The organism is Bradyrhizobium sp. CCBAU 45321 (genome assembly GCF_028128975.1).
Classification (GTDB): domain Bacteria; phylum Pseudomonadota; class Alphaproteobacteria; order Rhizobiales; family Xanthobacteraceae; genus Bradyrhizobium; species Bradyrhizobium yuanmingense.
On the sequence record NZ_LFKZ01000131.1, the window covers coordinates 388,868 to 415,591 of the forward strand.

Here is a 26,724-nt window from a genome sequence, read left to right on the forward strand (position 1 = left end):
CATTATTGACCTATCATACAAAGGGGCCGATCAGGGAGAAATGCCATTTCACAGCACCATCAGCCGTCAACGCTTGCCGCGCTCGGCCGGGCTTGGGTCGAGGCCTGGAATGCGCGCGACCTCGAGCGCGTGCTCACGCTCTACGACGAGTCGGCCGTGATGACGTCTGACCGCATTCCGATGCTGGGATTCGACCCCAGCGGCACCGTGCGCGGCAAGGATGCGCTTCGCGCCTATTGGGGCAAGGCGCTTCCCCTGGTGCCGAACCTGCATTTCTCGCTGATCGACCTGTTCGTCAGCCCGGACAGCCTCGTGGTGTTCTACCAGAACGAACGGGGCAAGAAGATCTGCGAATATCTGCGGGTGAACGAGGCCGGGCTGATCGTGCAGGGCTCGGCGAACCATCTAGCGCATTGATCCGCGCAGAGACATCAGCGCTTGCGCGTGCTCACCTTCCTCACCTTCGTATCGGACCATGTCAGCGGCCGGCCGGTTCGCGACGGCAGCACCAGCTGCCCCACCCGTTGGCCGGCCTGGTCCACCAGCTCGGAATGTGCCTCGCCGCGCCCGTAGAGATGTGCCTCGCCCCATTGGCGCAGACCGACAATGACGGGAAACAAGTCGCGTCCACGCCTCGTCAGTGCGTATTCCTGATACGCGCTGCCATCGGACGCCGGAACCATCTCGAGCACGTCGAGCTCTACCAGCTTGCGCAGGCGCGCGCTGAGCATGCCCTTGGCAATGCCGAGATTCTTCTGGAAATCGCCGAACCGGCGCAGCCCGTCGAAGGCATCGCGCACGATGAGGAGCGACCACCAGTCACCGATTGCATCGAGCGCACGCGCCACCGGGCAGTCGGCCCCGGAAAAACCTGTCCGCTTCATGCTCCCACTCCGATCTGGTTCTAAAATAAGACTAGACGGCGCCGCCCGCAACTGGTCTTATAATGAGACCAGAAAGCGTGCCGGAGATGACGGATGACGAGCAATGATCTCGCCCCAGGCAACCCCAAGGATAGTGCCGGGACGGCCGGGTACGGGCTTTCCTCCGCGCTGGCGCTGCTGCTTGCGCTGGCTTGCGGCCTCAGCGTCGCCAACATCTACTTCGCCCAGCCCCTGCTCGACTCGATGGCCGCGGACCTCGGAATCGCTCCCGCAGCGATCGGCATGGTCGTGACCTTCACGCAGATCGGTTATGCGTGCGGCTTGATCTTGATCGTGCCGCTCGGCGACCTCTGGGATCGCCGTCGTCTGATCGCCGGCCAGATTGCACTGTCGGCGACCGGACTCCTGGTCGTCGGCACCGCATCCCACGCCGCTGTGCTGCTCGCGGGACTGACGCTGGTCGGCGTGCTTGCCGTGGTCGTGCAGATCCTGGTCGCCTTTGCCGCAACGCTCGCAACGCCGGACGGGCGGGGCCGCGCCATCGGGACCGTCACCAGCGGCGTCGTCGGCGGAATCCTGCTCGCGCGCTTCGCCTCGGGCGCTCTGGCCGATGTCGGCGGCTGGCGCATGGTCTACCTGGTTTCGGCCGGCCTCATGCTCGCGATGGCCGTCTTGCTGTTGCAAGTCCTGCCGCGCGGCGCGCCCACGGCAATGGCAGGCTCCTCGTATCTATCGCTGTTGCGCTCGACGGCGGCGCTGTTCGCGGAGGAGCCGATCCTGCGCGAGCGCGCCTTGTTCGCGTTCCTGATCTTCGCCGATCTTAACGTGTTCTGGACGTCGATCGTGCTTCCGCTGTCGGCGCCGCCTTTCGCGCTGTCGCACACAACGATTGGGCTGCTCGGGGTCGCCGGCTTCGCCGGAGCACTCGGCGCGCGCAACGCCGGTCGTCTCGCCGACCTTGGATGGGCCCAACGCACGACCGGACTATCGTTGGTGCTGATGCTCGGCGCCTGGGCCGCGATCGCCTGCCTGCAAGTCTCGCTCTGGTTCGTCGTCCTGGGCGTGATCATGCTGGATCTCGGGCTGCAGGCCGTACATGTGACCAGCCAGAGCCTGATCGTCGCCGCGCGTCCCGACGCAGCAAGCAGGCTGGTCGGGACCTATATGGTGTTCTATTCTATCGGCAGCGCAGCCGGCGGAATCGCGGCGACCATGGTCTACGCTGTGGCAGGTTGGAGCGGCGTTTGCATGCTGGGTTCCGGCATCAGCGCCGCGGCCCTGCTGGTCTGGGTCATCAATGCGAGCAGGATGCAAGAGGCGGCCGGCTGCACGCTGACGCCCTCGCCGCCCACGTAACGTGCACGACCACCCGACGGTGCATTCAAATCAGGATTCCCCCATGAAGCTCCCCACCTCCCCCTTTACCGTCACCGACTGGAGCAAGGTTGAGCCGACCGCGCATCCCGGCGAGAGCGGCGAGGCCACATGGCGCACGCTCAACATCGGCGAACTCCGCGTGCGGATGGTGGAGTACTCGCCGGGCTATCTCGCCGATCATTGGTGCGATCGCGGCCATGTGCTCTACGTGCTGAAGGGCGAGCTCGATTCCGAGCTGCGCGACGGCCGCAAATTCAAGCTCAAGGCGGGGATGAGCTACCAGGTATCGGACTTCGGCGACGCCGCGCACCGGTCTTCGACGACGACGGGCGCCACACTCTTCATCGTCGACTGAGGCGCACCCGGCGGTTGATTTGCACCGCAAAATAGCAAAGTGGCGCTACGTTTCGGGCCGCGGGTGGTGCCTTGAAGTGGCCCCAAATTCTCGCTATATTGTGATCATCGATACTTGGCCGAACGACTGGGCCGCTTCGCTTCGTTGCTGACGGGCGCGCACGCTTCAGATGAATTCTCCAAACATCGACTCATCAGGGACTATGGGCGCAACGCTGCGTACCGGTCTGCGTGCGTACTCAACCTAACTAACTAAAGGAAATTCCCATGGCTATGGGCACCGTGAAGTGGTTCAACACCCAAAAGGGTTATGGTTTCATCCAGCCGGATGACGGCCAGAAGGACGTGTTCGTTCACATCAGCGCCGTCGAGCGCGCTGGCCTCTCCTCCCTCAACGAGGGTCAGAAGGTCTCGTTCGACATCGTCGCCGACCGCCGCAGCGGCAAGTCGTCGGCTGACAATCTCCGCGTCGGCTAACGCCCTCGCACCGTTCTGACCGCGGACGTACCGGCAGAACGTTGGAACTCGAAAGCCCCGCGACCGGGATCGGTCTGCGGGGCTTTTGTTTTTGATGTCCTTCCGGGGCGCCCGCAGGGCGAACCCGGAATCCATTGACCCGCGGAGACCGCCGCACGATGGATTCCGGGCTCGCGCTACGCGCGCCCCGAAATGACAACGTCGATCAGCCCTTCTTCTTCAGCACCGACACGAAAAACCCATCCGTCCCGGTCCGGCGCGGTGTCATCAGCCAGCCCTCGGCGGACTGCAGCGCGGCCTCGCCAAAGGCTTCCGCCTTGTCCCAGAGCACGCTTGCGGTCTGCTCAGGCGGGACGACCGAGAACTCGCCATGTCGGCCGACGAACGCCCTCACCTGCTCGCCGTTCTCCTCCGCCAGCACCGAGCAGGTGATGTAGGCGATGCGGCCGCCCGGCTTGACCAGCGGAACCGCGCGCTCCAGCACCTCGGCCTGGTCGCGCAGGCGGATCTCCAGCGCACCGGGGCGCATCCGCCATTTGGCATCGGGGTTGCGGCGCCAGGTGCCGGTTCCGGTGCAGGGCGCGTCGATCACGACGAGGTCGGCCGTGCTGCGGATGTCGGCAAGCGATTCGGCCTCGCCCTTGGGCGTGCGGATTTCGGCGTTGTGGACGCCGGCGCGCGATAGCCGCTCGTGGATCGGCGCGAGCTGGCGCTTGTCGCGGTCGGTCGCGATCAGCCGGCCCTTGCCCTGCATCAGGGCGGCCAGCGCCAGCGTCTTGCCGCCGGCGCCAGCGCAGAGATCGATCACCTGCTCGCCGGGTTTTGCCGCGGTGAACTGGGCTGCAAGCTGCGATCCCTCATCCTGCACTTCAATTGCGCCCTTGATGAAATCCTCTTCCGCCTGGATGCCGGGGTTGCGCGCATCGGCCGAAAGCTCGATGCGCAGGCCAGTTGCGGACCAGGGCGTCGGTTTTGCATGAAGATGAGAAAGCGCCTTCAGCGCCTTGTCGCGGTTGGATTTTAGCGTATTGACACGCAGGTCCAGCGGCGCCCGGCTCGCCATCGCGGCGGCCTCCGCCGCACGGTCCTCGCCGAACACTTTTGCAAGGTGCGGGTCGAGCCACTCCGGGTAGTCGCCGGCGACGGCGGCCGGGGCGTCCTGGAGGGAGCGCGAGGCGAGCGCAGCCTGCTCGGCCTCGGTCAGCGGCGCCGGCGCAAAGCGGCTGCCGTCGAACAAGGCGCCCATGGTCGCCGTGTCCATCTTGCGCTCGAGGCGGAGCATGCCGATCAGCCGGGCCCGCGCGGTACCGGAATCCATCAGCCAGGCGCTCGAGGCGTAGCGGCGCAGCACATCCCAGACGAGGCCAGCGATGGCCGCGCGGTCGCCGGAACCGGCGAAGCGGTGCGCGGTGCCCCACTCCTTCAGCGCCTTCGCCGCGGGCACGCGGTCCCCCTCGATGGTGTCGATCAGTTCGATGGCTGCGGACAGCCGGGCAGCGGGGGTCATTCGGGTTCTTTCAAGTGGTGCGCAGCGCCTAGATCAGCAGCAAAAGCTTCAGCGCGAAGTAGAACCACATCGCGAGCAGCACCAGCACGCCGGCGAGCCAGACCATGGAGCGGCGGCCGAGATCGTTGGAGGAAACGAACACGCCGGCATGAGCAAAGCGCGTCACCACGAACACCCAGGACATCAGCACGATGAAGAGATCGGCGCGGCGCAAGGGCAATGCCAGCGCGATCAGTACGTAAAACAGCACCGGCAGCTCGAACTGGTTGCGGTAGCAATTGGCGATTTGTGTGGCGCCCTTCGGCCAGTTCGGCTCGCCGAGCGCAATGTCGCGGATCTTGGTCTCGCCGGAGACCAGGGTCTTGCGGCGCGCCAGGACCATGCCGATCAGCAGCGCGAAGGTGAGAGCGACCTGCACGAAGACCGGCAGCAGGACCATTTGAACGGACATTGGAACTTTCCCGTAAAGGCGAAATGCCGCCGCCGTCATTAGCCGCGACTTTTGGCGCTGACAATGAATGACTTGAACCGGCGTTCCCGCTTCCGCGACCAACCCCAGATTGTTAAAGCGATTCGGCCCTTTGGGCCCCGAGGCGAGCCAGCCATGAATTCCTTGTCCAGCTTGTTCAGCGAAGCCGCCGCGGGCCAGCTCGGCCTCCTGATGTCGGCGCTGTCGGGGATTGCGGCAGCGCTCGCGGTCGCGTTGGCCATGACGGTCTACTTCCGCCTGAGCTATCGGACCTGGCGGGACGTCGCCCGGCATGGCCTGGCGACCTTGGCCGCGCTCGCGCTGTTCGCCTTTGCCGCCTACGACATGCGTCACGCGGCGCTCGCCTATCTCGGTCTCAACCCCTCCAAGCCCGCCGTCGAGTTCGAGATCCGCATGCCCCGGGAGATGCTGACGGCGGTGAGTGACAGCCAGATCGAGCTGCACACCGACCGCAACCAGACATTGGCGCTGGTGGACGGCGTGCGCGACCTCTCGGACGGCCGGGCCGTGCTGCGCGGCGCAGTGGTGCTCAACCACCGCACGGCCGATCGCGTTCTGGTCGTAAACCTCTCAGGCAAGGGCGTCTTCGAGTTCCGCCTCCGCCTGCCCGCCGAGCCGCATCGCTCCGGCCAGTTCGGCCCCTGGCACCTCGCCGACCGCATTGCCGCCCCGCTCGCCGGTGCCGTCGCCCCGCAGGACGGCTACACCATCCGCTACCGCGTGATTTAAACTTTGTTCGCTGCGATCCATGCCCGCGCCGTCATCGTTCCGACGCGCGGCGACGGGTAGGATGATCGCATGTCCGAATTTCGTCTCACGCAGATTTCCGACACCCATCTCGGCCGGCGCTTTCCCGGCCTGATCGCCAACTTCGCGGCGATCAGCGAGCATATCGACGCCGGTAGGCCCGATCTCGTCGTCAATACCGGCGACGTCTCGTTCGACGGGCCGACCAACCGCGACGACGTCGAGTTTGCCAAAGGTCTGCACGATGCGCTGCCCGTCACCTGCCGCTATCTCCCCGGCAATCACGATATCGGGGACAATCCGACCGCGATCGGGCCGGCGCCGAAGCCGCCGGTCAGCGAGACGCACCGCCAGCAGTTCTGCGACATCATCGGCGAAGATCATTGGTCGTTTGAGGCCGCGGGCTGGCGCTTCATCGGCCTCAATTCGCTGGTGATGAATTCGGGCCTCGCCTTCGAGGCCGAGCAGTTCGACTGGCTGTCTCGCGAGATCGCGCGGACGAACGGCAGGCCGGTCGCGCTGTTCCTGCACAAGCCGCTGTTTCTCAACCTGCCCGACGACGCCGAGACTCCGGAGACGTCGATCCGCTACGTGCCGCAGCCGGCGCGGGCGCGGCTAATCGAGATGTTCGGCAAGGTCGACCTGCGTCTCATTGCCAGCGGCCACGTGCACCAGCGCCGCGACTTCACCTTCCGCAACATCCGCCACGTCTGGGCGCCGTCGGCGGGCTTCGTCATCAACGATCAGCGCCAGGACCGGATCGCGATCAAGGAGGTCGGCCTGGTCGAATACCGCTTCCAACCCGACAGTCTCGAGGTCCGCCACGTCAGGGCCGCCGGCCAAGTCGATGTCGACATCGAGGAGCTGCTGATCCAGATGGGCGACGGGCACTGATAAAATCGGCTGCGTGCAGTAGGCGCGCTTGATGTCCGCCTGCCACTCAACACCTAGCGCAGAGCCGGACACGCGTGCTCCACATCCCGAACCCGTAAGCGAGGCCTGTCTCGTGGTTCTGGAGCTTCGGCTTGCGACCAACAGGAACATCGCTGGCTCCGCGCGCATTGAAGGACGATCAGACTACGTCGATGGAGGCCCCATGACCAGGACAACGCTGAATGAAGCGAGACTGACCAATTTGGCAACGGCTTGCGCGGCCTTGGCACTCGCCCTCACGATGGTTCCGGCAACGGCGCAGGAGGCTGGGCGCTCGAGAGTCGGCACACTCACGTGCAACATATCGCCCGGAGTCGGCATGATTGTTGCGGGACAACGGCAGCTGAGCTGCATCTATGCATCGGCACGAGGCAGGGCGCGCGAGGCTTACGAAGGCACCGTCAGCACGCTTGGTCTCGACATAGGAGCCACGTCCGGCGGTCAGCTGGTTTGGACCGTGTTTGCGCCAACGACAGTTCGCCGGGCAGCCTTGGCCGGAACTTATGCGGGCGCGACCGCCGGCGGCACTGTCGGCGCCGGAGTTGGTGCCAACCTCCTGGTGGGCGGCTCGGATCGTACGATCGCCTTGCAGCCGGTGTCCGTCCAGGCGCAGACAGGTGTGAACGTCGCAGCAGGCATATCAAGAATGGAATTGCGGCCGGTTGCTGCGCCTGCACGCGGCAAGGCCCAGTGACGGCCGTCGCTGCCGATCTCAGGAGTTCGTCATTGAGTTGACGACCTCCACGATGGCGGCGGGGTCTGCGTACGTGACCATATGCCCGGCATTTGGAACAAGGTGAAGATCGGACCGAGGCAGTGCTTGATGTAAATCCTGCGCTTGTCTGAATTCGATCACTTGGTCCTCTGTTCCGTGGAATATCTGCACTCGCTCGCCGATGGCTGGATAATAAGCTTGGAATTGTGTCGCAGTTGGAATGAGGAGTGCACTTTCCTCCGCAGAGGCCCTCAACTGTGTGGGCCTGAGCACCAAAGACGCTGGAAATTCATTCCTGAACGTCTGCGGGACAGAACGGGGCGCAAAGATCTTGCGGAGAGCTCCTGGCAGGACGGCCCACGAAACGATCGGCGCGACAGTGTAACTGACCAAGTCGCCCAGGACCGGTATGGCTGGACCTGACATCAGCCACACGTCCAATCGGCCGGTCGGGAAATAGTACCCTGACGCAAGCACAAGACCTTGGGTCGGATAATCCTTTCGCACGGCGAGAGCGATAGCGACCAAGGCGCCCCAAGAATGGCCGAGCACAACGGGATTGCGGATTCCAAGTTGATTGAGCGCCTTCGCCAACAGAGCGGCTTGAGCTGCCGCGGTCCATAATCGGAGCCGCGGCCGCTGACTATAGCCAAAGCCTGGCCGATCGAAGCACACCACGCGATTGGTGCGGGCAAGAAGATCGACCAGACCGCTGATCGTGAAGTCCTGGATCATGGATCCGTTGCCATGGAGCAGCACGACGCAAGGAGCGGCCGGATCACCGCGATCGACATAGTGGAGCACTACGCCGTCGCATTCGAGGAACTTGCCGATTGGTGGATTCCTCCACTCGGCCAGTTTGGAGAAGCCGATGTTACCGACGACGAGAAGCGCCAATAACAAGGCAGCGATGAGCAACACGGTTTCAGCGGTGGTCATTAGTGACCCTTGATGATCGAGGGTAAGAACATGAGACCCGCGGTGCCAAGCAAGTGAACCAATCCATGGAGTAATTGGAAGTTGAAGCGCTCGTTCCTGCGCGCGATCGCGGAGGATTGATTAAAAATCACGTGCCCCGGAACGGTCGAGAAATGCCCACGTTGGCCGCTTAGGATCGCACCTGTGACGGAGAGGATCCGACGTCACCAACAATAACCAAGGAGCAACAGATGGCTAATCCACGCCAGGAGGAAAAGTCTACGCAAAGCCCTGAGGACACAATGCGCCGCGCCGCCGAAAGGACCGCTGAGCAAACCAGACGGATCGGCTTAGCCACCGCTGAGGCCAGCGAGGAGGTAGCCCAAGCCAGCAGTCACCTGCTGCAACAGAATGCCGAGATGTTGCAAAACAGTTGGCGCTTCGGCGTCGACATGGCCACTGTGATGTTGGGCCGGTCTGCTGATCAGCTTGGTCGCACGTTCGGTGTGACGGGCAATGAAACGGAGCAGGCAACAGAACGATCGGTCCGCAACGCTGAAGCAATCATGTACTCTACAACCGCGATCGTCAAAGGAATGAACGGCGTCTCACGCGAGTACTTCGATTTCGTTCGACAGCAGATCGAGAGGACCATGGACCGTATGAATGAACTCTGGCGCTGCCGAACTCCGCAGGATTTGGCGGCTGTGCAGACCGATCTGATGCGCGATTCGATCAGAAGCGCCCTCGATACCAGCCGCCGGATGGCGGACATGTCTTTGAAGGTGGCTGACGACGCAGGAAACCATATTACCCAGAGTATCGAACGCATGCGGCACGCCGCCTAAAGCGCGATGCGAATAAGATGAATCGTCATCGCGCTTTAGGTTACTGTTTGAGCATGATCTTTTCGGAAAACCGCCACCCACTTTTCCGAATCATGCTGTAGCGCGCTGACACAGCCATGGCGCACATGTGCGGCTGAACCTCAGCCGCTTTTGTGTTGCGGCCTCGCGGAAGACTCAAGCCACGCTTTTGAGATCCTGCTGGATCGCGGCGAGCAGCGATTGCAGCGCGGCGCTGTTCACCGGCTTGGCCTCGGTGCCGGCTGGCTGAGCAGCGGGGCGCTGCGCAGCTTTCACGGGACGCTTCGGGAATGGCGGAGGCGCAGGCATTGCGGCCGGGGCGAATTCGCCCTCGTCCTCGGCGTGAACGAACTTGCCATGGATGACGTCGTCGCGACGGCCCATGATGAACATGGTCGCCCAATAGCCGGCGGCCAGGAGGATGACGCAGAAAATACCAATCTCTAACATCGCAGCACCTAAAATATGCGCGATGATTCAATGCCTTCGTCCGGCCGTCAATGAACAGGCGGTCACACCTGCGGCTTTTGCGGGCAGGTGTGACCATTTGGTGACTCTTTCTTAACTATCCCCACGCGGCGTGTCGCCGCGGCGCCACGTGAGTCTCATTCCCTGTCGCCTAAAGCGTGATGAATGCGCTCGCGCTTTAGGTTGTTGTTTGGACATGATCCTTCCGGAAAACCGCTTCGCACTTTTCCGGATCATGCCTAGGCCTTGTCCGGCCCGACCCGGACCAGCTGCTTGCCGAAATTGGCCCCCTTCAGCAGGCCTATGAAGGCGCCGGGGGCGCTTTCCAGGCCCTCGGTGACGAACTCCTTGTACTTGACTTTGCCGTCGCGAACCCAGCCGGACATGTCGCGCAGGAAGTCGCCATGACGGGCGGCGAAGTCGGAGACGATGAAGCCGCGGAAGGTCAGCCGCTTGGTCAGCGTCGCGCGCATCAGGCTGGCCGCCCATTTCGGCGGCTTGGCCTCGGTGTCGTTGTAGTGGGCGATCAGGCCGCACACCGGCACGCGCGCAAACGGGTTGAGCAGCGGAAACACCGCTTCGAACACGGCACCGCCCACATTTTCGAAATAGACGTCGATACCCCCAGGGCAGGCGTCCTTCAGCTTGGCGGCGAGATCGGGATCGCGGTGATCGATGCAGGCATCGAAGCCGAGCTCCTTCACCACGTAGTCGCATTTGTCCTTGCCGCCGGCGATGCCGACCGCACGGGCGCCCTTGATCTTGGCGATCTGCCCCACCGCCGAGCCGACCGCGCCGGACGCACCGGCAACGACGACGGTCTCGCCCGGTTGCGGCTTGCCGATGTCGAGCAGGCCCGTATAGGCGGTCATGCCGGGCATGCCGAGCACACCTATCGAGGTCGAGATCGGCCCGAGCTTGGGATCGACCTTGATCAGGCCCTTGCCGTTCGAGATCGCATGGGTCTGCCAGCCGGAGCGGATGCGCACGATGTCGCCGACCGCGAAATCGGTATTGTTGGAGGCCGCGACCTCGCTGACCGCCTCGCCTTCCATCACGCCGCCGACCGGCACCGGAGCTGCGTAGGACGGCCCTTCGCTCATGCGCCCGCGCATATAGGGATCGAGCGACAGCCAGATCGTGCGCAGCAGGACTTCGCCCTGCCCTGGCGTCGGAACTGCGAATTCCTCCAGGCGAAAATCAGACGGCTTGGGTTCGCCGACGGGACGCGCGGCGAGAACGATGCGTTTGGCGCTATGTTGACCTTGGGCCATGGCTTCCTCCACTTTTCTGTCATTGCGAGCGAAGCGAAGCAATCCAGCCGCGTCAACACAAAAGGACTGGATTGCTTCGCGCAGGCTCGATGCGCGCACGCCACATAGGCGCCGTCATGCCCCGCGAAGGCGGGGCATCCAGTACTCCTAGACAATCGTTGTTGAACCGAGAAGCCGCGGCGTACTGGATCGCCCGCCTTCGCGGGCGATGACACCGAGAAGCGCCTAACCCCCGCCCGGATAGTTCGGGCTCTCGCGCGTGATGGTGACGTCGTGGACGTGGCTTTCGCGCAGGCCTGCGCCGGTGATGCGGACGAACTGGGCCTTGTCGTGCAGCTCCTTCATGTCGCGCGCGCCGACGTAGCCCATTGCGGCGCGCAAGCCGCCGGCGAGCTGGTGCATGACGTTGCCGACCGGGCCCTTGTAGGGCACCTGGCCCTCGATGCCTTCGGGCACGAGCTTGAGCGTGTCCTTGATGTCCTGCTGGAAGTAGCGGTCGGCCGATCCACGCGCCATCGCGCCGACCGAGCCCATGCCGCGATAGGCCTTGTACGAGCGGCCCTGCCACAGGAACACTTCGCCGGGCGTCTCATCGGTGCCGGCGAGCAGCGAGCCGACCATGGCGATGTCGGCGCCGGCCGCGAGCGCTTTCGCAAGGTCGCCGGAATATTTGATGCCGCCGTCGGCGATGACGGGGACATCGGCCTTCTTCGCCGCTTCGACCGCATCCATGATCGCGGTGAGCTGGGGCACACCGACGCCGGCGACGATGCGCGTGGTGCAGATCGAGCCCGGGCCGATGCCGACCTTGATGCAATCCGCGCCCGCATCGATCAGCGCCTGCGCGCCTTCCGTGGTGGCGACGTTGCCGGCGACGACCTGCACCGAATTGGACAGGCGCTTGATGCGGTTCACCGCCTGCAGCACGTGACGGGAATGGCCGTGCGCGGTGTCGACGACGACGAGGTCGACGCCGGCATCGATCAGCCGCTCGGTGCGCTCGAAGCCGGTATCGCCGACCGTGGTGGCGGCAGCGACGCGAAGACGCCCCTGCCCGTCCTTGCAGGCGAGCGGATGGGCAACCGCCTTCTCCATGTCCTTCACGGTGATGAGCCCGACGCAGCGATATTGATCGTCGACGACCAGCAGCTTCTCGATGCGGTGCTGGTGCAGCATCCGCCGCGCCTCGTTCTGATTAACATTCTCACGGACCGTGACGAGCCCCTCATGCGTCATCAGCTCGGAGACTTTTTGCCGGCGGTCGGTGGCAAAGCGCACGTCGCGGTTGGTGAGGATGCCGACCAGCTTGCCGGGCGTGTTCTTGCCGGCGCCGGTGACGACCGGAATGCCGGAGATGCCGTGGTCGCTCATCAGCTTGAGCGCGTCGTCGAGCGTGGCGTCGGGGCTGATGGTGAGCGGGTTCACCACCATGCCTGATTCGTAGCGCTTGACCTGCCGCACCTGGGCGGCCTGCCCTTCGGGATCGAAATTGCGGTGGATGACGCCGAGGCCGCCGGCCTGCGCCATGGCGATCGCCATGCGGGCCTCGGTGACGGTGTCCATGGCCGAGGCCATGATCGGGATGTTGAGCGGGATGGCGCGGGTGACGCGGGAGCGGATGTCGACCTCGCCCGGCATGACGTCGGACAGGCCAGGCTTCAACAGCACGTCGTCGAACGTAAAGGCTTCGCGGATGCCCTGAAGTTGCACCGTGGCCATCTGCCAACTCCTTCCTGCGGCCCTGCCGCAAATGCTAATGGATGAGCGCCGCCCTCGGCGTCCCTTGCGGCAACGCCTTGAGAATCGGAGCCCATCGGTGGGGTTGACGCGGGTCGATAGCACGGCCGCGTGACGAATCAAAGCAATTCGGGCCGCTGGCCAGCCATGCACAGGGGTTTTTTGGGCCGGTTTGGCGGGTGGGCTCGGGACGCCGTCCCCTCGGCCGTCATTCCGGGGCGCGACGAAGTCGCGACCCGGAAATCCATCTGGCAGCAACGCTGCGGCCCAATAGATTCCGGGCTCGCGCCAAGGGGCGCGCCCCCGGAATGATGGCGGAGCGAGAAGCGACGCCCCGGCATGACGGAGGCTGTGGGTCACACCGTTGTTACGCGGGATTTAGGTGCCATGCGTGGATCCGCAATGGTCGGCGGCGGACGGCGGTGATAAGCCGCAACTCCACCCCTCCTTCCAATTTCATTACCCTCATGGTCGACAAGCAACGCGTCATTCCGCTGATCGTGGCCACCGCTCTGTTCATGGAGAACATGGATTCGACCGTGATCGCCACCTCGCTGCCGGCGATCGCGGCCGACATCGGCACCAGCCCGCTGACGCTGAAGCTCGCGATCACCTCCTATCTGCTGTCTCTCGCGGTGTTCATTCCGGCGAGCGGCTGGACCGCCGACCGGTTCGGCGCGCGGATGGTGTTCGCGATCGCGGTCGGCGTGTTCATGGTCGGCTCGGTCGGCTGCGCGCTCTCGACGTCGGTCACGGATTTCGTGTTCGCGCGCATCCTGCAAGGCATGGGCGGCGCCATGATGACGCCGGTCGGACGCCTCGTGCTGCTGCGCTCGGTCGACAAGAGCGCGCTGGTCAACGCCATGGCCTGGGTGACGGTCCCCGCCTTGATCGGCCCGGTGATCGGCCCGCCGCTCGGCGGGTTCATCACGACTTACGCATCCTGGCACTGGATCTTCCTGATCAACATCCCGATCGGGCTGCTCGGCATCTTCATGGCGCTGCGCTTCATCGATCCCATCAAGAGCGAGACGCAGGAGCCGTTCGATCTCTACGGCATGGTGCTCTCTGGGCTGGGGCTCGCAGGCATCGCCTTCGGCCTTTCCGTTGCCGGCCTCAACCTTCTGCCATGGAGCACCGTCGCCGCATTGATCGTGGGCGGTGCGATCTCGATGACGCTCTACGTCATCCATGCGCGGCGGACCGGATCGCCGGTGCTGGACTTCTCGCTCCTGAAGCTGCCGACGCTGCGCGCCGCCGTGTTCGGCGGCTTCCTGTTCCGGCTCGGCATCGGCGCACTGCCGTTCCTGCTGCCGCTCCTGATGCAGATCGGCTTCGGCTTGTCGCCGTTCCATTCCGGCCTCGTCACCTTCGCCTCCTCGCTCGGGGCCATGGGCATGAAGACGCTGGCTGCGCGGATCATCCGCACGTTCGGCTTCCGCAATTTGATGACGGTGAACGCGATCATCAGCGCGTTCTTCCTCGGCGTCTGCGCGCTGTTCACGGTGACGACGCCGCTGCTCATCATCATGGTGATCCTGGTGGTCGGCGGCTTCTTTCGCTCGCTTGAGTTCACCGCGATCAACACCGTCGCCTATGCCGACGTCGAGACCGCGCAAATGAGCCGCGCCACGACCCTCGTCAGCGTCAACCAGCAGCTCGCGATTTCGGCCGGCGTCGCCGTCGGCGCGGCCTGTGTCGAGACCACGATGTGGTTCAGCCATGTCAGCGAGCTCAACGCCACGGTGTTCGCGCCGGCCTTCGTCGTGGTCGCGCTGACCTCGGCGGCCTCGAGCTGGTTCTTCTGGCAGATGCCCGCGGACGCCGGCCACGAGATTTCTGGACGCAAGGCGGTGGAGATCGCGAGCCGCAAGGGCGCCGGCAAGGGTGCGGAGAAGGCCGCGGTCAAGGCGGCATCCGAGGATACGCAGGACGTGCGGGATCAGAGATTGGGGTAGTCTTTCGTCATTGCGAGCGAAGCGAAGCAATCCAGACTGCATCCGCGAAGCAAGTCTGGATTGCTTCGTCGCAAGAGCTCCTCGCAATGACGGAGTACCACAGGCTACGCCGCTCCCCCACCCCGAAATCCCGTCGCCAGCACGTAGCGCTCCGAGGAATCCTGCCGGCTGGCGGCCGGCTTGACGTGACGCACGGTGGCAAAGTCGCGCTTGAGCTGGGCGAGCAGCTCGGCATCGGCGCCGCTCTGGAACGTTTTCGCCAGGAACGTGCCGCCGGGCTTGAGCACGTCGCAGGCAAAGGCCGCCGCCGTCTCGACCAGGCCGACGATGCGGAGCTGGTCGGTCTTGCGGTGGCCGGTGGTGTTGGCGGCCATATCGGACATCACGACGTCGGCCTTGCCGCCCAGCATCGCGGTGAGCTTCTCAGGCGCGTCGTTGTCCATGAAGTCGAGCTGCGCGAAATCGACGCCCGGAATCTCCGGCATCTCCAACAGATCGATGGCGACGACCTTGCCCTTGCCTTCCGTGGAGCCGACGCGCTTGGCGGCGATCTGGCTCCAGCCGCCGGGCGCCGCGCCGAGATCGACCACGGCCATGCCGGGCTTCAGAAGCCGGAACTTGTCGTCGATCTCCAGCAGCTTGAACGCGGCGCGCGAGCGATAGCCCGCCGCCTTGGCCTTGGCGACGTAGGGATCGTTGAGCTGCCGCTCCAGCCACAGCTTCGACGACAATTTGCGCTTGCCGCCGGTCTTGACCTGAACGTGCAAGCGGCCGGTGGTGTCCTTGGCCATACTCACCAGCTCCTGAGCGCACCGTCCTCGCGCATCATCTCGACCAGCATGCCCTCGCGCAAGCCGCGGTCGGCGACACGCAGGCGCGGCAGCGGAAAGGCGCGGCGGATAGCGTCGAGGATGGCGCAGCCCGCCAGCACGAGATCGGCACGCTCGACGCTGATGCAGCTGTTGGCGGCACGCTCCTCATAGCTCATGCCGAGCAGCTTGTTGATGGTCGTGGTGATGTCCGCATCGTTCATCCAGATGCTGTCGATGCGGCGGCGGTCGTAGCGCGCCAGGTTAAGATGGATGCCGGCGAGCGTCGTCACTGTGCCCGACGTGCCGAGCAGGTGCATGTCGGCGAGATCGCGGCCGTGCTCCTCGGCGAATGGCGCGACGTGGCTTGCGACCTCCTGCTCCATCGCCGCATAGATCTCCGGCGTGACGTCGCGTCCGCCGAACTGCTCGGCGAGCGTGACCACGCCATAGGGAATCGACATCCAGGCTTTGATGCGCGGTTCCGGCTTTTGCGGGTCGCGCTCGATCCGCACCAGCTCGGTGGAGCCGCCGCCGATGTCGAACAGGATCGCGCCCCGCCCCCTGGGATCGACCAGCGGCGAGCAGCCCAGCACGGCGAGCGCGGCCTCGGTCTCGCGGTCGATCACCTCGAGCTCGATGCCGGTCTCGGCCGCAACGCGGCTGCGGAAACCTTCCGCGTTCGAAGCCGCGCGGCAGGCTTCGGTCGCGATCAGCCGCAGCCGACGCGCCTTCCGCAGATTGATCTTGTCGCGGCAGATGCTGAGCGCGGCGATGGCGCGCTCGATCGCGGCGTCGCTGATGCACCCCGTCGCCGAGACGCCCTCCCCGAGCCGGATGATGCGCGAGAAGGAATCGACCACGCGAAAGCCGTCCTGAGTCGGACAGGCGATCAGCAGCCTGCAATTGTTGGTGCCGAGGTCCAGCGCCGCATAGACGCCGGTTCCCGGCGCCTGCGCGCCGACGGCCGGATTGGTGGCCAACGCCACCGCCGCCATCGACCCCTCCAGCTCGCTATGCGGCGCATGGCCGTCGCGGAGCCGCGTGTGGTCATTCATACAAACTGTCTTTCCGCGGCCGGTCGGGCCGGTCTGGAATTGATTATTCGCCTGAAACATTAGCAGCGCGGCAGGCCTGCGCAACAACGCATCACATGGGACCATGTCCAATCGTGCGTTGTCGTGAACGGGGCTGGTGGGTTATCTGAGGGAGTCCGGTGCTCCGCTGCCGCGAAAATGCGCAAATACCGGGTTTTCAGGTCAAATCCCATGCAAGAACACACCAAATCGTCGACGCTCGAGAACGCTATTGCACTGCAAAAGTATGGCGTCGGGCAACCGGTCCGCCGCAAGGAGGACGACACGCTGGTGCGCGGCAAGGGCCGCTACACCGACGATTTCAGCCTGCCGAACCAAGCCTATGCCGTGGTCGTCCGTTCCACCCATGCCCATGGCATCATCCGCAGCATCGGCCTCGATGCCGCCAAGGCCATGCCGGGCGTGCTGGGGGCGTGGACCGGCAAAGACCTCGATGCCGCCGGTTACGGCCCCTTCACCTGCGGCCTGCCGCTGAAGAGCCGCGACGGCTCGCCTTTGCTCCAGACCAACCGCCAGCCGCTGGCGACCGACAAGGTCCGCTTCGTCGGCGATCCAGTCGCCTTCGTGGTGGCGGAGACGCTGGCCCAGGCGCGCGACGCGGCCGAGGCGGTCGAGCTCGACATTGAGCCGCTGCCGGCGGTGACCGACCCCGAGGAAGCCGCCCAGCCCGGCGCGCCGCAGCTCTATGACCACATCCCCAACAACGTCGCGCTCGACTACCACTATGGCGACATGGACAAGGTGAACGCCGCCTTCGCCAGCGCCGCTCATGTGACCAAGCTCGACATCGAGAACACCCGCGTTGCCGTCGTCTCGATGGAGCCGCGCGTGGGGCTTGCCTCCTACGACAAGAAGACCGAGCGCTACACGCTTCAGGTGCCGACGCAGGGCGTTGCCGGCAACCGCGCCAATCTCGCGAAGAACCTGAAGGTGCCGAACGAGAAGGTGCGCATTCTCACCGCCAATGTCGGCGGCTCCTTCGGCATGAAGAACATCAACTATCCCGAGTACATGTGCATTCTCTATGCGGCGAAGGCACTGGGACGCCCGGTGAAGTGGCTGGACGAGCGCTCGACCAGCTTCCTCTCCGACAGCCACGGCCGCGCGCAGAAGATCCATGCCGAGCTCGCGCTCGATGCCGAGGGGCACTTCCTCGCGGCGAAGCTTTCCGGCTACGGCAATCTCGGCGCCTACATCACCGGCGTCGCGCCGGGGCCGCTTTCGCTCAACACCGGCAAGAACTTCTCCAGCGTCTATCGCACGCCGCTGATGGCGGTCGACATCAAGGTGGTACTGACCAACACCACGCTGATGGGGGCCTATCGCGGCGCCGGCCGGCCCGAGGCGAACTATTACATGGAGCGGCTGATCGACCGCGCCGCCGACGAGATGGGCATCAATCGGCTGACCTTGCGTAAGCGCAACTTCATCAAGCCGAACCAGATCCCGTTCGCGGCGTCCTCCGGCGTCACCTACGACAGCGGCGACTTCCAGGCCGTGTTCAACAAGGCGCTCGAAATCTCCGACCACGAGAACTTCGCCAAGCGCAAGAAGGAGAGCAAGAAGGCCGGTAAGCTGCGCGGCATTGCGGTCGGCTCCTATCTCGAAGTCACCGCGCCGCCGAGCCCCGAGCTCGGCAAGATCGTGTTCGACCCCGATGGCACCGTGCAGCTCATCACCGGCACGCTCGATTACGGCCAGGGCCATGCCACGCCGTTCGCGCAGGTGCTGTGCGAGCAGCTCGGTGTTCCCTTCGAGAGCGTGAAGCTCGTGCAGGGCGACAGCGACATCGTCCACACCGGCAACGGCACCGGCGGATCGCGCTCGATCACTGCGACCGGCCAGGCCATCGTGGGGGCTGCGAAGCTCGTCATCGAGAAGGGCAAGCGCGCCGCTGCGCATATGCTGGAAGCATCCGAAGCCGATATCGAGTTTGCCGACGGCAGCTTTACGATCGCCGGCACCGATCGCAGCATCGACATCATGGAGCTCGCCAAGCGCCTGCATGACGGCAAGGTGCCGGAGGGCGTGCCTGACAGCCTCGATGTCGACCACACCAGCGATCCAGTCGCCTCGGCGTTCCCGAACGGCTGCCACGTCGCCGAGGTCGAGATCGACCCGGACACCGGCGTAGTGCAGATCGTGCGCTACAGCGCGGTCAACGATTTCGGCACGGTGATCAACCCGATGCTGGTCGCGGGCCAGCTCCATGGCGGCGTGGTCCAGGGCATCGGCCAGGCGCTGATGGAGCACATCCGCTACGACGAGAGCGGCCAGCCGATCACGGGCTCGCTGATGGACTACGCCCTGCCCCGCGCGGAGGACGTCCCCAACATGACGGTCGGCGATCACCCGGTGCCCGCCACCACCAATCCGCTCGGCAGCAAGGGCTGCGGCGAAGCGGGCTGCGCCGGCAGCCTGTCGACGGTGGTGAACGCGGTGCTCGATGCACTGTCGGAGTACGGCATCAAGCACATCGACATGCCGCTGACCCCAGAGCGGGTGTGGCGCGCGATCCAGGAGGCGAAGGCGAAAGCGGCTTAAGGCTGCCCTTCCAACTCTACAACAATGCTGTCATCGCCCGCGAAGGCGGGCGATCCAGTATTCCAGAGGCGCGCGTTGGAGACCTCGCTTTCACCACATCCGCCGCGGCGTACTGGATTCCCCGCCTCCGCGGGGAATGACACCGTCTTTGGAGCGGCGGCTTTGCCTTCCAGCCTACGCCGCCGCCTGCTCGCGCGGCTGGTAGATCGCGGTGTGCTGGCAATGCGCAATCGGCGTCGTGCCGTTAGCGACGACCAGCGCGTCGAACTCGACGAAGCGGTGGCCCTTCTTCTCGTAATTCGCAGTGACTTTTGCGCGCGCGGTGATCTCGTCGCCGGCCCGGGCGGCGGACAGCAGCTGCATGCGGCTTCCGACGTGGATCCAGGGACCCAGGATGGTGTTGTCCACCAGCACGCGGTTCATGACGCGCTGGATCAGTCCGGGATGGCTTAGCCCCTCGCGCGCGAAGATCGGATCTTTCTCTCTGACATCGGCGAGATAGTCGACCGCATCCTGCCCGGCCCAGCGGCGCGGTGTCGTGCCCAGCCATTTGCCCATCTCGAATGTCGCAGGACTGACAGGCTTGCGCTCGGCGACGGCGGGGACTTCGACATAGTCGCTCAACGATACCGCCGGCACCGCCGCCGGCAGCGACGCCGTTCCCGTGGCACACAGCTCGGTGCGGCTGAACACCTCGATGGTCAGCAGGCCGTTGTGCTCGGTGGCATCGACATCGGCGGTCTCGCCGTCATAGACCGGCTTGATGAAGCGGGCCTCGACCAGCCCGCGAGACAGGAAATCGCGGCCCCATCGGGCGATCGGCACGTGCATCATGTAGGCGAACACGTCGACGCCGGGGACCAGCCCGCCGGAAAAGCCGAAGCGGCGCGCCACATTGTCCTCGTGCATCTTGTTTTCGGACTGCTTGGCGGTGTTGTAGGCCTCGACGCGATAGGTTTCGAGCCGGTTCGGCATGACTGGCCTTTCCCTGTTATTGTTGTTTCAGGAGCGATCGTAGGGCCTGAGGAACTGGGGTCAATCCCCTCGCCTTTGCGGCCCGAATGCGGTACCACGCGGCGGAATGACCGAAACCCCCACCCGCATCTATGTCGACGCCGACGCCTGTCCGGTGAAGGACGAAATCTATCGCGTCGCGATCCGGCTCGGCGTGCCCGTCAGCGTGGTCGCCGGCAATTTCATCCGCGTGCCGCAAGACCCGCTGATCGAACGCATCGCCGCAGGCAGCGCCATGGACGCCGCCGACGACTGGATCGCCGAGCGCGCGAGGCCTGGCGACGTCGTGGTGACCTCGGACATTCCGCTGGCCAGCCGCTGCGTCAAGGCGGGCGCCGACGTGATCGCCCCGAACGGCAAGCCGTTCACCGAAGAGTCGATCGGCATGACGCTGGCGGTGCGCAACCTAATGACGGATCTGCGATCGGCCGGCGAAGTCACCGGCGGCCCGCGCTCGTTCTCGCCGCGAGACCGCTCCGCGTTCCTCTCGGCGCTCGACCAGACGCTGCGCCGGATCCAGCGCCGCCGCGCAGATCAGGCCGCAACGAGCCAAGGTTAGCCATGGCGCCGCCGCTGATCCAACTCAAAGACATCAGGCTGACCTTCGGCGGCACGCCGCTGCTGTCAGGCGTCGAGCTCAATGTCGCGCCATCCGAACGGGTCTGCCTGATCGGCCGCAACGGCTCCGGCAAGTCGACCCTGCTGAAGATCGCAGCCGGCCTGGTCGAGCCTGACGCCGGCACGCGCTTCGTGCAGCCCGGCGCAACGGTGCGCTACCTGCCGCAGGAGCCGGATTTCGGCGCGCACAAGACCACGCTCGCCTATGTCGAGTCCGGGCTCGCGCCGGGGGACGACCAGCACCAGGCGCGTTATCTCCTGGAGCAGCTAGGTCTCACCGGCGAGGAGGACCCGCACAACCTCTCCGGCGGCGAGGCGCGCCGCGCCGCGCTGGCCTTCGTGCTGGCGCCCTCGCCCGACATTCTGCTGCTGGACGAGCCGACCAACCATCTCGATCTCGCCACCATCGAATGGCTGGAGCAGGAGCTCGACTCCAGGCGCAGCGCGCTCGTCATCATCAGCCACGACCGCCGCTTCCTGACCAATCTCTCGCGGTCCACCGCCTGGCTCGACCGCGGCAGGATCAAGCAGATCGACCGCGGCTTTGCTTCGTTCGAGAGCTGGCGCGACGAGGTGCTGGCGGAAGAGGAGCGCGACCAGCACAAGCTCGATCGCAAGATCGTCGACGAGGAGCACTGGCTGCGCCACGGCGTCTCCGGCCGGCGCAAGCGCAACGTCAAGCGCCTCGCCAATCTGCACGCGCTGCGCGCCCAGCGCCGCAATTATCGCGGCACCGCCGGCAGCGCCAACCTCGCCGCCAGCGAGGCCGAACAGTCCGGCAAGCTGGTGATCGAGGCCAAGGGCATCACGAAATCCTATGGCGCGCGCAAGATCGTCGAGAATTTCTCGACCCGCATCCAGCGCGGCGACCGGCTCGGTATCATCGGGCCGAACGGCGCCGGCAAGACCACACTGGTCAATCTGCTCACCGGCGGCATGCAGGCTGATTCAGGCATGGTGCGACTTGGCGCCAACCTGGAGATGGCCACGCTCGACCAGCACCGCGAAAGCCTCGATCCCAAATCGACGCTCGCCGAAGCGCTCACCGGCGGCCGCGGCGATCAAATCATGGTCGGCGGCAAGCCGAAGCACGTCGTCGGCTACATGAAGGACTTCCTGTTCGCGCAGGAGCAGCGCGGCACACCGCTGGAGGTACTCTCGGGCGGGGAGCGCGGCCGGCTGATGCTGGCGCGCGCGCTGGCAAAGCCGTCGAATCTCCTGGTGCTGGACGAGCCGACCAACGATCTCGATCTCGAAACGCTCGACGTGCTCGAGGAGATGCTTGGCGACTACGAAGGCACCGTGATCCTCATCAGCCACGACCGCGACTTCCTCGACCGCGTCGTCACCTCGGTGATTGCGCCGGAGGGTAACGGCAAGTGGATCGAATATGCCGGTGGCTACAGCGACATGCTGAGCCAACGTGGCGCCGACTTGAAGCGCGAGGCGCCGAAGGCGCAAGCTCCCGTGGAGAAGAAAGAGGAGCGCACTGCCGCTCCCTCGTCGGCGCCCAAGCGGAAGCTCAGCTTCAACGAGAAGCACGCGCTGGAGACGCTGCCGAAGAAGATGGAAGCGCTGCACGCCGATATTGCAAGATTGCAGCGCGTGCTCGACGATCCAAGTCTCTATGCGAAAGATCGCAAAAAATTCGACGACACCTCGGCTGCCATCGCGAAGGCCCACGAAGAGCTGTCGGCCGCCGAAGAGCGCTGGCTCGAACTCGAAATGCTCCGTGAAGAGATTGAACAGGCATAACTCATGACAACAACTCTTGCCGCCAAGATCGCCCGCGAATACGGCACGCCCTGTGCCGTCATCGACATGGACAGGGTCGAGCGCAACATCGCGCGGATCCAGAAGGCCTGCGATGACGCCGGCATCGCCAACCGTCCGCACATCAAGACCCACAAGAACCCGACCATCGCCAAGATGCAGGTCGCCGCCGGCGCCAAGGGCATCACCTGCCAGAAGCTGGGTGAAGCCGAGATCATGGCCAATGCCGGCATCGACGACATCCTGATCAGCTACAATCTGCTGGGCGAGGAGAAGATGGCCCGCCTCGGCGCATTGCAGGCGAAGGCCAACATGACGGTGGCTGCCGACAATTCGACGGTCGTCGCCGGCCTGCCCAAGGCGGCTGCGGCGTCAGGCCGCCCGCTCTCGGTCGTGGTCGAATGCGACACCGGGCGCAAGCGTGCCGGCGTCGAAACGCCGGCAGAGGCGATTGCCCTGGCACGCGAGATCGCGGCATCCAAGGGACTGGAGTTTGCCGGCTTCATGCTCTACCCGACCGAAACAGGCTGGGGCGATGCGCAGAAATTCTACGACGAGGCGCTGGCCGGCGTCCGCGCTCACGGGCTTGACGCCAAGATCGTCTCCACGGGTGGCACGCCGAACCTCGTCAACATCGGCAAGCTCAAGGGCGGCACCGAGCACCGCTTCGGCACCTACATCTACAACGATCGCATGCAGGTCGCCGCAGGTTCGGCGACCTGGGATGATTGCGCACTGCACATCTATTCGACGGTGGTGAGCCGCGCCGCGCCCGAGCGCGGCATTCTCGACGCCGGCTCGAAGACGCTGACCACGGACACCGGCGGACTCGACGGCCACGGGCTGATCCTGGAGCATCCCGAGGCGAAGATCGCCAAATTCGCCGAGGAGCACGGCTTTCTCGATCTCTCCCGCAGCAACACGCGGCCTAATGTCGGCGACGTCGTCCGCATCGTGCCGAACCACGTCTGCGTCGTCGTCAACATGATGGACGAGGTGGTGATGGTGCGCGGCGAGGACATCATCGGCACGCTGCCGGTCGCGGCGCGCGGGAAGCTGCGGTAGGCGCGCGTCCCCACGGCCGTCATTGCGAGGAGCTCTTGCGACGAAGCAATCCAGAATCTTTCCATGGAGAGACACTGGATTGCTTCGCTGCGCTCGCAATGACGGTGGTTAGCGTTTCAGCCACGCCAGCACGCCTCTGCCCGCAGCGGCTCCCGTCGCGAACGAGGCCTGCAGGAGATACCCGCCCGTCGGCGCCTCCCAATCCAGCATCTCGCCGGCCGCAAACGTGCCCGGCAGCTTGCGCAGCATGAAGTGCTCGTCGAGCTCGTCGAACAGAATTCCGCCTGCCGTCGAGATCGCGCGGTCGATCGCCGCTACTCCGGTGAGCTGAACCGGAACAGCGTTGACCAGATCTGCGAGCTCCGCCGGCGAGAACGCGGCCAGCGGCCGGCCTGATGCGATGGCGGCCTCCTGCATGAGGCCGATACCGACCGGCGACAGCTGAGCCGCCTTGCGCAAAAAGTTCGCCAGCGATTGCTTGCCGCGCACGCCTGACAGGCGCGTGGTCAGCGCAGCGGTGTCGAGATCGGGCCGCAATGCAATCATCAGCGCCACCTGGCCGAGATTCAACACGGCCTCGCGCAGTTCCGCCGACAGCGCGTAGATCGCACCGCCTTCGATGCCGCTGCGGGTGATCATGGCTTCTCCGCGCACAGTGTGCGCACGAAGCGTCAGCGCCACGCCCTTGAGCGGCTGCCCTTCGAAACGGTCGCGGAACACGTTGGACCAAGCGACCGTGAAGCCGGAATTGGCCGGCCGCAGTCTTGAGACGGCAATGCCCTTGGCGGCGAGGATGTCGACCCAGCGTCCGTCCGAGCCAAGCCGCGGCCAGCTTGCGCCGCCCAGGGCGAGCAGCGTGGCGTTAGCGTCGATGGCGGAGCCGCCTTCCGGCGTCTGAAAGATCAGCCGGCCCTCGCCATCCCAGCCGATCCAGCGATGGCGAAACGCAAAACTGACGCCGGCGGCATCGAGCCGCCGCAGCCAGGCGCGCAGCAAGGGCGAGGCCTTGAACGCCTTGGGAAACACGCGTCCGCTGCTACCGACGAAGGTCGGCTCGCCCAGCGCCTCGCTCCAGGCGCGCAGTGCATCCGGCGAAAATGCCCCGACCGCCGCCTGCAGTTTCGGTGCGGCCTCGCGATAGCGCGCCATGAACTGCGGCAGCGGTTCGCTGTGGGTGAGATTGAGCCCGCCGCGGCCGGCCATCAGGAATTTGCGCCCGGCGGACGGCATCGCATCGTAGACGGTGACCAAGGCGCCGCCTTGCGCCAGCACTTCCGCCGCCATCAGTCCGGCGGGACCTGCGCCGATCACGGCGATATGGGGGGCGGTGATGGTCATGGCGTGAGTTTAGGCCGAGCCGCGTGCCAAACCAAAGGTCGTCATGCCCGGGCCTGTCCCGGGCATCCACAAGAGCGATGTTCGCGGGTACGAAGACGTGGATGGCCGGGTCAAGCCCTGCCATGACGACTGAGACTGAGATTATGCCGCGCTTAAAGCTTGATCCCCGCTCGCGCTGCGGCCTGCGCGACGTATTTCTGCGTCTGCTCGAACGCGCCCTGCAGGGCCCTGGCCTTCGACATGTCGCTGATTTCGGCGAAATGCGCGGCGATCGCATCCGGCGTCCACTCGCTCTCCGGCAGGTTGATGCCTTCGCTCTCCAAAATCTTGATCACCGCAAACGAGCCGGCGCCCGCGCCCATGATGGTGCGGGTCGGTGCATCCTCGCTCAGCAGGTACTCGACCGCGGGCGTGATCGCGTTCGGCTTCATCAGTTGCAGCGCCTGCGGCGGCAGCAGCTCCTCGGTCATGCGCGTCGCCGCCGTCGGCGAGATGATGTTGACGCGGATGTCGTTCTTGCGGCCCTCCTCGGCGAGCACGTTCATCAGGCCGACCATGCCGGTTTTCGCGGCGCCGTAATTGGCCTGGCCGAAATTGCCGTAGAGGCCGGAGGACGAGGTCGTCAGCACGATGCGGCCGTAATTGCGCTCGCGCATGCCGGCCCACGCCGCCTTGCAGCAATAGAAGGTGCCGACCAGATGCACGTCCAGCACCTTCTGGAATTCGGCCACCTCCATCTTGCCGAACGACTTGTCGCGCAGGATGCCGGCATTGGCGCACAAGAGATCGACGCTGCCCCATTCCTTGGTGGCGCGCTCGACCATCGCGGTGACCTGCTCGAAATTGGAGACGTCGGCGCCGTCGGCCATCGCGGTGCCGCCGGCTTTGCGGATCTCCTCGACCACCGCTTCGGCCGGCGACAGCGAGCCGCCGGTGCCGTCACGCGCGCCGCCGAAATCGTTCACCACGACCTTCGCGCCGCGGCTCGCCAGCCCCAGCGCATGCGCGCGTCCGAGACCATTGCCCGCGCCAGTGACGATGGCGACGCGTCCGTCGAACCTGATTGCCATGAGTGCGTTTCCCAGATGTTAGCCGTCATGGCCGGGCTTGACCCGGCCATCCATCAAAATCGACAGGCTTTTGAGCAGCGATGGGTTGCCGGGTCAAGCCCGGCAACGACGGGCCAGGGACTTACGCGAAATAGATCAACCCAAGCCAGTCGGCGACGAGCGCCGGCTTGTCCTCGCCCTCGATCTCCACCGTGACGTTGGTGCGGGACTGCAATTCGTTCGGCTTGCGGAGCTTGGCTTCCGCCAGCACAAAGCGGCCGCGCACGCGCTTGCCCGAGCGCACCGGCGAGATGAAGCGCAACCTGTCGAAGCCGTAATTCACGCCCATCGTGGTGCCCGCGATCACGGGCATCACCTCGTAGGACATGATCGACAGCAGCGACATCGTGAGAAAACCGTGCGCGATGGTGGTGCCGAAGGCGGTCTCCTTCTTCGCGCGGTCCGGATCGACGTGGATGAACTGGTGATCCTCGATCACATCGGCATAGGCGTCGATGCGGGGCTGGTCGATCAGGTGCCACGACGATACGCCGATCTCCTTGCCGACCATGGCCTGATAGGCCTCGAGCGTAACAGGCGGCTTCTTCCAGACTTCGTTCATGGTAACTCCGATTGCCGTCATTCCGGGGCGCGCGAAGCGCGAGCCCGGAATCCATTTGACAGCAAGCTCTGCCGCAAAATGGATTCCGGG

At 65.0% G+C, this 26,724-nt stretch carries 26 protein-coding genes; 13 read left to right on the top strand and 13 right to left on the bottom strand.

Going from position 1 to position 26,724, the window contains the following annotated elements; all coding sequences use genetic code 11:
• The first annotated feature begins 45 nt into the window (after window positions 1-45).
• Entirely contained in the window at window positions 46-417 is a 372-nt protein-coding gene (locus tag ACM43_RS37435; protein ID WP_271547275.1) for a nuclear transport factor 2 family protein, read from the top strand.
• A gap of 14 nt (window positions 418-431) precedes the next feature.
• Here the strand turns inward: ACM43_RS37435 and ACM43_RS37440 are convergent, their stop codons facing one another.
• On the bottom strand, window positions 432-884 hold the full coding sequence (locus ACM43_RS37440) for a winged helix-turn-helix transcriptional regulator (RefSeq protein ID WP_271547120.1): 453 nt from the start codon (window positions 882-884) through the stop codon (window positions 432-434).
• A gap of 93 nt (window positions 885-977) precedes the next feature.
• Between ACM43_RS37440 and ACM43_RS37445 the strand changes: the two genes are divergently transcribed.
• The 3 genes from ACM43_RS37445 (at window position 978) to ACM43_RS37455 (ending at window position 3,092) form a co-directional block, all read left to right on the top strand.
• Window positions 978-2,240 carry an MFS transporter gene (locus ACM43_RS37445; RefSeq protein WP_271547121.1) on the top strand — a complete coding sequence of 421 codons (1,263 nt, stop codon included), beginning with the start codon at window positions 978-980 and terminating at the stop codon, window positions 2,238-2,240.
• A gap of 43 nt (window positions 2,241-2,283) precedes the next feature.
• Window positions 2,284-2,616: a DHCW motif cupin fold protein gene (locus tag ACM43_RS37450; RefSeq protein ID WP_157287776.1), complete on the top strand. Its 333-nt coding sequence runs from the start codon at window positions 2,284-2,286 to the stop codon at window positions 2,614-2,616.
• 266 nt (window positions 2,617-2,882) lie between these two features.
• Entirely contained in the window at window positions 2,883-3,092 is a 210-nt protein-coding gene (locus ACM43_RS37455; RefSeq protein WP_008141931.1) for a cold-shock protein, read from the top strand.
• A 205-nt stretch (window positions 3,093-3,297) separates the two neighbouring features.
• Here the strand turns inward: ACM43_RS37455 and ACM43_RS37460 are convergent, their stop codons facing one another.
• Complete coding sequence (locus ACM43_RS37460; RefSeq protein WP_271547122.1) at window positions 3,298-4,599, bottom strand: RsmB/NOP family class I SAM-dependent RNA methyltransferase; 1,302 nt, start codon at window positions 4,597-4,599, stop codon at window positions 3,298-3,300.
• A 28-nt stretch (window positions 4,600-4,627) separates the two neighbouring features.
• Window positions 4,628-5,050, bottom strand: a complete 423-nt coding sequence (locus ACM43_RS37465; RefSeq protein ID WP_271547123.1) for an MAPEG family protein — start codon at window positions 5,048-5,050, stop codon at window positions 4,628-4,630.
• A gap of 153 nt (window positions 5,051-5,203) precedes the next feature.
• Here ACM43_RS37465 and ACM43_RS37470 point away from each other — a divergent pair, with 153 nt between their 5' ends.
• The 3 genes from ACM43_RS37470 (at window position 5,204) to ACM43_RS37480 (ending at window position 7,463) form a co-directional block, all read left to right on the top strand.
• Entirely contained in the window at window positions 5,204-5,818 is a 615-nt protein-coding gene (locus ACM43_RS37470) for an acriflavin resistance protein (protein ID WP_271547124.1), read from the top strand.
• 69 nt (window positions 5,819-5,887) lie between these two features.
• Window positions 5,888-6,730 (top strand): metallophosphoesterase family protein, encoded by an 843-nt coding sequence (locus ACM43_RS37475; RefSeq protein ID WP_271547125.1) that lies wholly within the window; start codon window positions 5,888-5,890, stop codon window positions 6,728-6,730.
• Between the two features lie 202 nt (window positions 6,731-6,932).
• Window positions 6,933-7,463 carry a DUF992 domain-containing protein gene (locus ACM43_RS37480; RefSeq protein ID WP_271547126.1) on the top strand — a complete coding sequence of 177 codons (531 nt, stop codon included), beginning with the start codon at window positions 6,933-6,935 and terminating at the stop codon, window positions 7,461-7,463.
• 18 nt (window positions 7,464-7,481) lie between these two features.
• Here ACM43_RS37480 and ACM43_RS37485 read toward each other — a convergent pair whose 3' ends face one another.
• A complete protein-coding gene (locus tag ACM43_RS37485) occupies window positions 7,482-8,423 on the bottom strand; it encodes an alpha/beta fold hydrolase (protein ID WP_271547127.1) in 942 nt (313 codons plus the stop codon).
• A 230-nt stretch (window positions 8,424-8,653) separates the two neighbouring features.
• Between ACM43_RS37485 and ACM43_RS37490 the strand changes: the two genes are divergently transcribed.
• Entirely contained in the window at window positions 8,654-9,250 is a 597-nt protein-coding gene (locus ACM43_RS37490; RefSeq protein ID WP_271547128.1) for a phasin family protein, read from the top strand.
• Between the two features lie 174 nt (window positions 9,251-9,424).
• On the opposite strand, the gene ACM43_RS37495 is transcribed toward ACM43_RS37490, so the two are convergent.
• From ACM43_RS37495 to guaB, 3 genes are all read right to left on the bottom strand, one after another.
• Window positions 9,425-9,718 carry a hypothetical protein gene (locus tag ACM43_RS37495; RefSeq protein WP_128262189.1) on the bottom strand — a complete coding sequence of 98 codons (294 nt, stop codon included), beginning with the start codon at window positions 9,716-9,718 and terminating at the stop codon, window positions 9,425-9,427.
• 257 nt (window positions 9,719-9,975) lie between these two features.
• The gene (locus ACM43_RS37500; protein WP_157287766.1) at window positions 9,976-11,010 is read right to left on the bottom strand and encodes an NADP-dependent oxidoreductase; all 1,035 of its coding nucleotides are present in this window, start codon (window positions 11,008-11,010) and stop codon (window positions 9,976-9,978) included.
• 225 nt (window positions 11,011-11,235) lie between these two features.
• The gene (gene guaB, locus ACM43_RS37505; RefSeq protein ID WP_271547129.1) at window positions 11,236-12,729 is read right to left on the bottom strand and encodes an IMP dehydrogenase; all 1,494 of its coding nucleotides are present in this window, start codon (window positions 12,727-12,729) and stop codon (window positions 11,236-11,238) included.
• A 485-nt stretch (window positions 12,730-13,214) separates the two neighbouring features.
• On the opposite strand from guaB, the gene ACM43_RS37510 reads away from it, so the two are divergent.
• Window positions 13,215-14,705 carry an MFS transporter gene (locus tag ACM43_RS37510; RefSeq protein WP_109144054.1) on the top strand — a complete coding sequence of 497 codons (1,491 nt, stop codon included), beginning with the start codon at window positions 13,215-13,217 and terminating at the stop codon, window positions 14,703-14,705.
• 104 nt (window positions 14,706-14,809) lie between these two features.
• Here the strand turns inward: ACM43_RS37510 and ACM43_RS37515 are convergent, their stop codons facing one another.
• Complete coding sequence (locus ACM43_RS37515) at window positions 14,810-15,496, bottom strand: RlmE family RNA methyltransferase (RefSeq protein ID WP_157287760.1); 687 nt, start codon at window positions 15,494-15,496, stop codon at window positions 14,810-14,812.
• 2 nt (window positions 15,497-15,498) lie between these two features.
• On the bottom strand, window positions 15,499-16,572 hold the full coding sequence (locus ACM43_RS37520; protein WP_271547130.1) for a Ppx/GppA phosphatase family protein: 1,074 nt from the start codon (window positions 16,570-16,572) through the stop codon (window positions 15,499-15,501).
• A 210-nt stretch (window positions 16,573-16,782) separates the two neighbouring features.
• Here ACM43_RS37520 and ACM43_RS37525 point away from each other — a divergent pair, with 210 nt between their 5' ends.
• Window positions 16,783-19,155, top strand: a complete 2,373-nt coding sequence (locus ACM43_RS37525) for a xanthine dehydrogenase family protein molybdopterin-binding subunit (protein WP_271547131.1) — start codon at window positions 16,783-16,785, stop codon at window positions 19,153-19,155.
• A gap of 174 nt (window positions 19,156-19,329) precedes the next feature.
• On the opposite strand, the gene ACM43_RS37530 is transcribed toward ACM43_RS37525, so the two are convergent.
• Complete coding sequence (locus ACM43_RS37530) at window positions 19,330-20,130, bottom strand: hypothetical protein (protein WP_271547132.1); 801 nt, start codon at window positions 20,128-20,130, stop codon at window positions 19,330-19,332.
• 106 nt (window positions 20,131-20,236) lie between these two features.
• Between ACM43_RS37530 and ACM43_RS37535 the strand changes: the two genes are divergently transcribed.
• Genes ACM43_RS37535 through ACM43_RS37545 form a run of 3 tightly spaced genes read left to right on the top strand, consistent with a single transcriptional unit; the run spans window position 20,237 to window position 23,625 of the window.
• The gene (locus tag ACM43_RS37535; RefSeq protein ID WP_271547133.1) at window positions 20,237-20,728 is read left to right on the top strand and encodes a YaiI/YqxD family protein; all 492 of its coding nucleotides are present in this window, start codon (window positions 20,237-20,239) and stop codon (window positions 20,726-20,728) included.
• Between the two features lie 2 nt (window positions 20,729-20,730).
• The gene (locus tag ACM43_RS37540) at window positions 20,731-22,542 is read left to right on the top strand and encodes an ABC-F family ATP-binding cassette domain-containing protein (protein WP_271547134.1); all 1,812 of its coding nucleotides are present in this window, start codon (window positions 20,731-20,733) and stop codon (window positions 22,540-22,542) included.
• Between the two features lie 3 nt (window positions 22,543-22,545).
• Window positions 22,546-23,625, top strand: a complete 1,080-nt coding sequence (locus tag ACM43_RS37545) for a D-TA family PLP-dependent enzyme (RefSeq protein WP_271547135.1) — start codon at window positions 22,546-22,548, stop codon at window positions 23,623-23,625.
• A gap of 108 nt (window positions 23,626-23,733) precedes the next feature.
• Here ACM43_RS37545 and ACM43_RS37550 read toward each other — a convergent pair whose 3' ends face one another.
• The 3 genes from ACM43_RS37550 to ACM43_RS37560 form a co-directional block, all read right to left on the bottom strand.
• On the bottom strand, window positions 23,734-24,963 hold the full coding sequence (locus ACM43_RS37550; protein ID WP_271547136.1) for an NAD(P)/FAD-dependent oxidoreductase: 1,230 nt from the start codon (window positions 24,961-24,963) through the stop codon (window positions 23,734-23,736).
• A gap of 152 nt (window positions 24,964-25,115) precedes the next feature.
• Entirely contained in the window at window positions 25,116-26,033 is a 918-nt protein-coding gene (locus tag ACM43_RS37555) for an SDR family NAD(P)-dependent oxidoreductase (protein WP_271547137.1), read from the bottom strand.
• Window positions 26,034-26,154: 121 nt separating this feature from the next.
• Window positions 26,155-26,634 carry a MaoC family dehydratase gene (locus ACM43_RS37560; RefSeq protein WP_271547138.1) on the bottom strand — a complete coding sequence of 160 codons (480 nt, stop codon included), beginning with the start codon at window positions 26,632-26,634 and terminating at the stop codon, window positions 26,155-26,157.
• Window positions 26,635-26,724 lie beyond the last annotated feature (90 nt).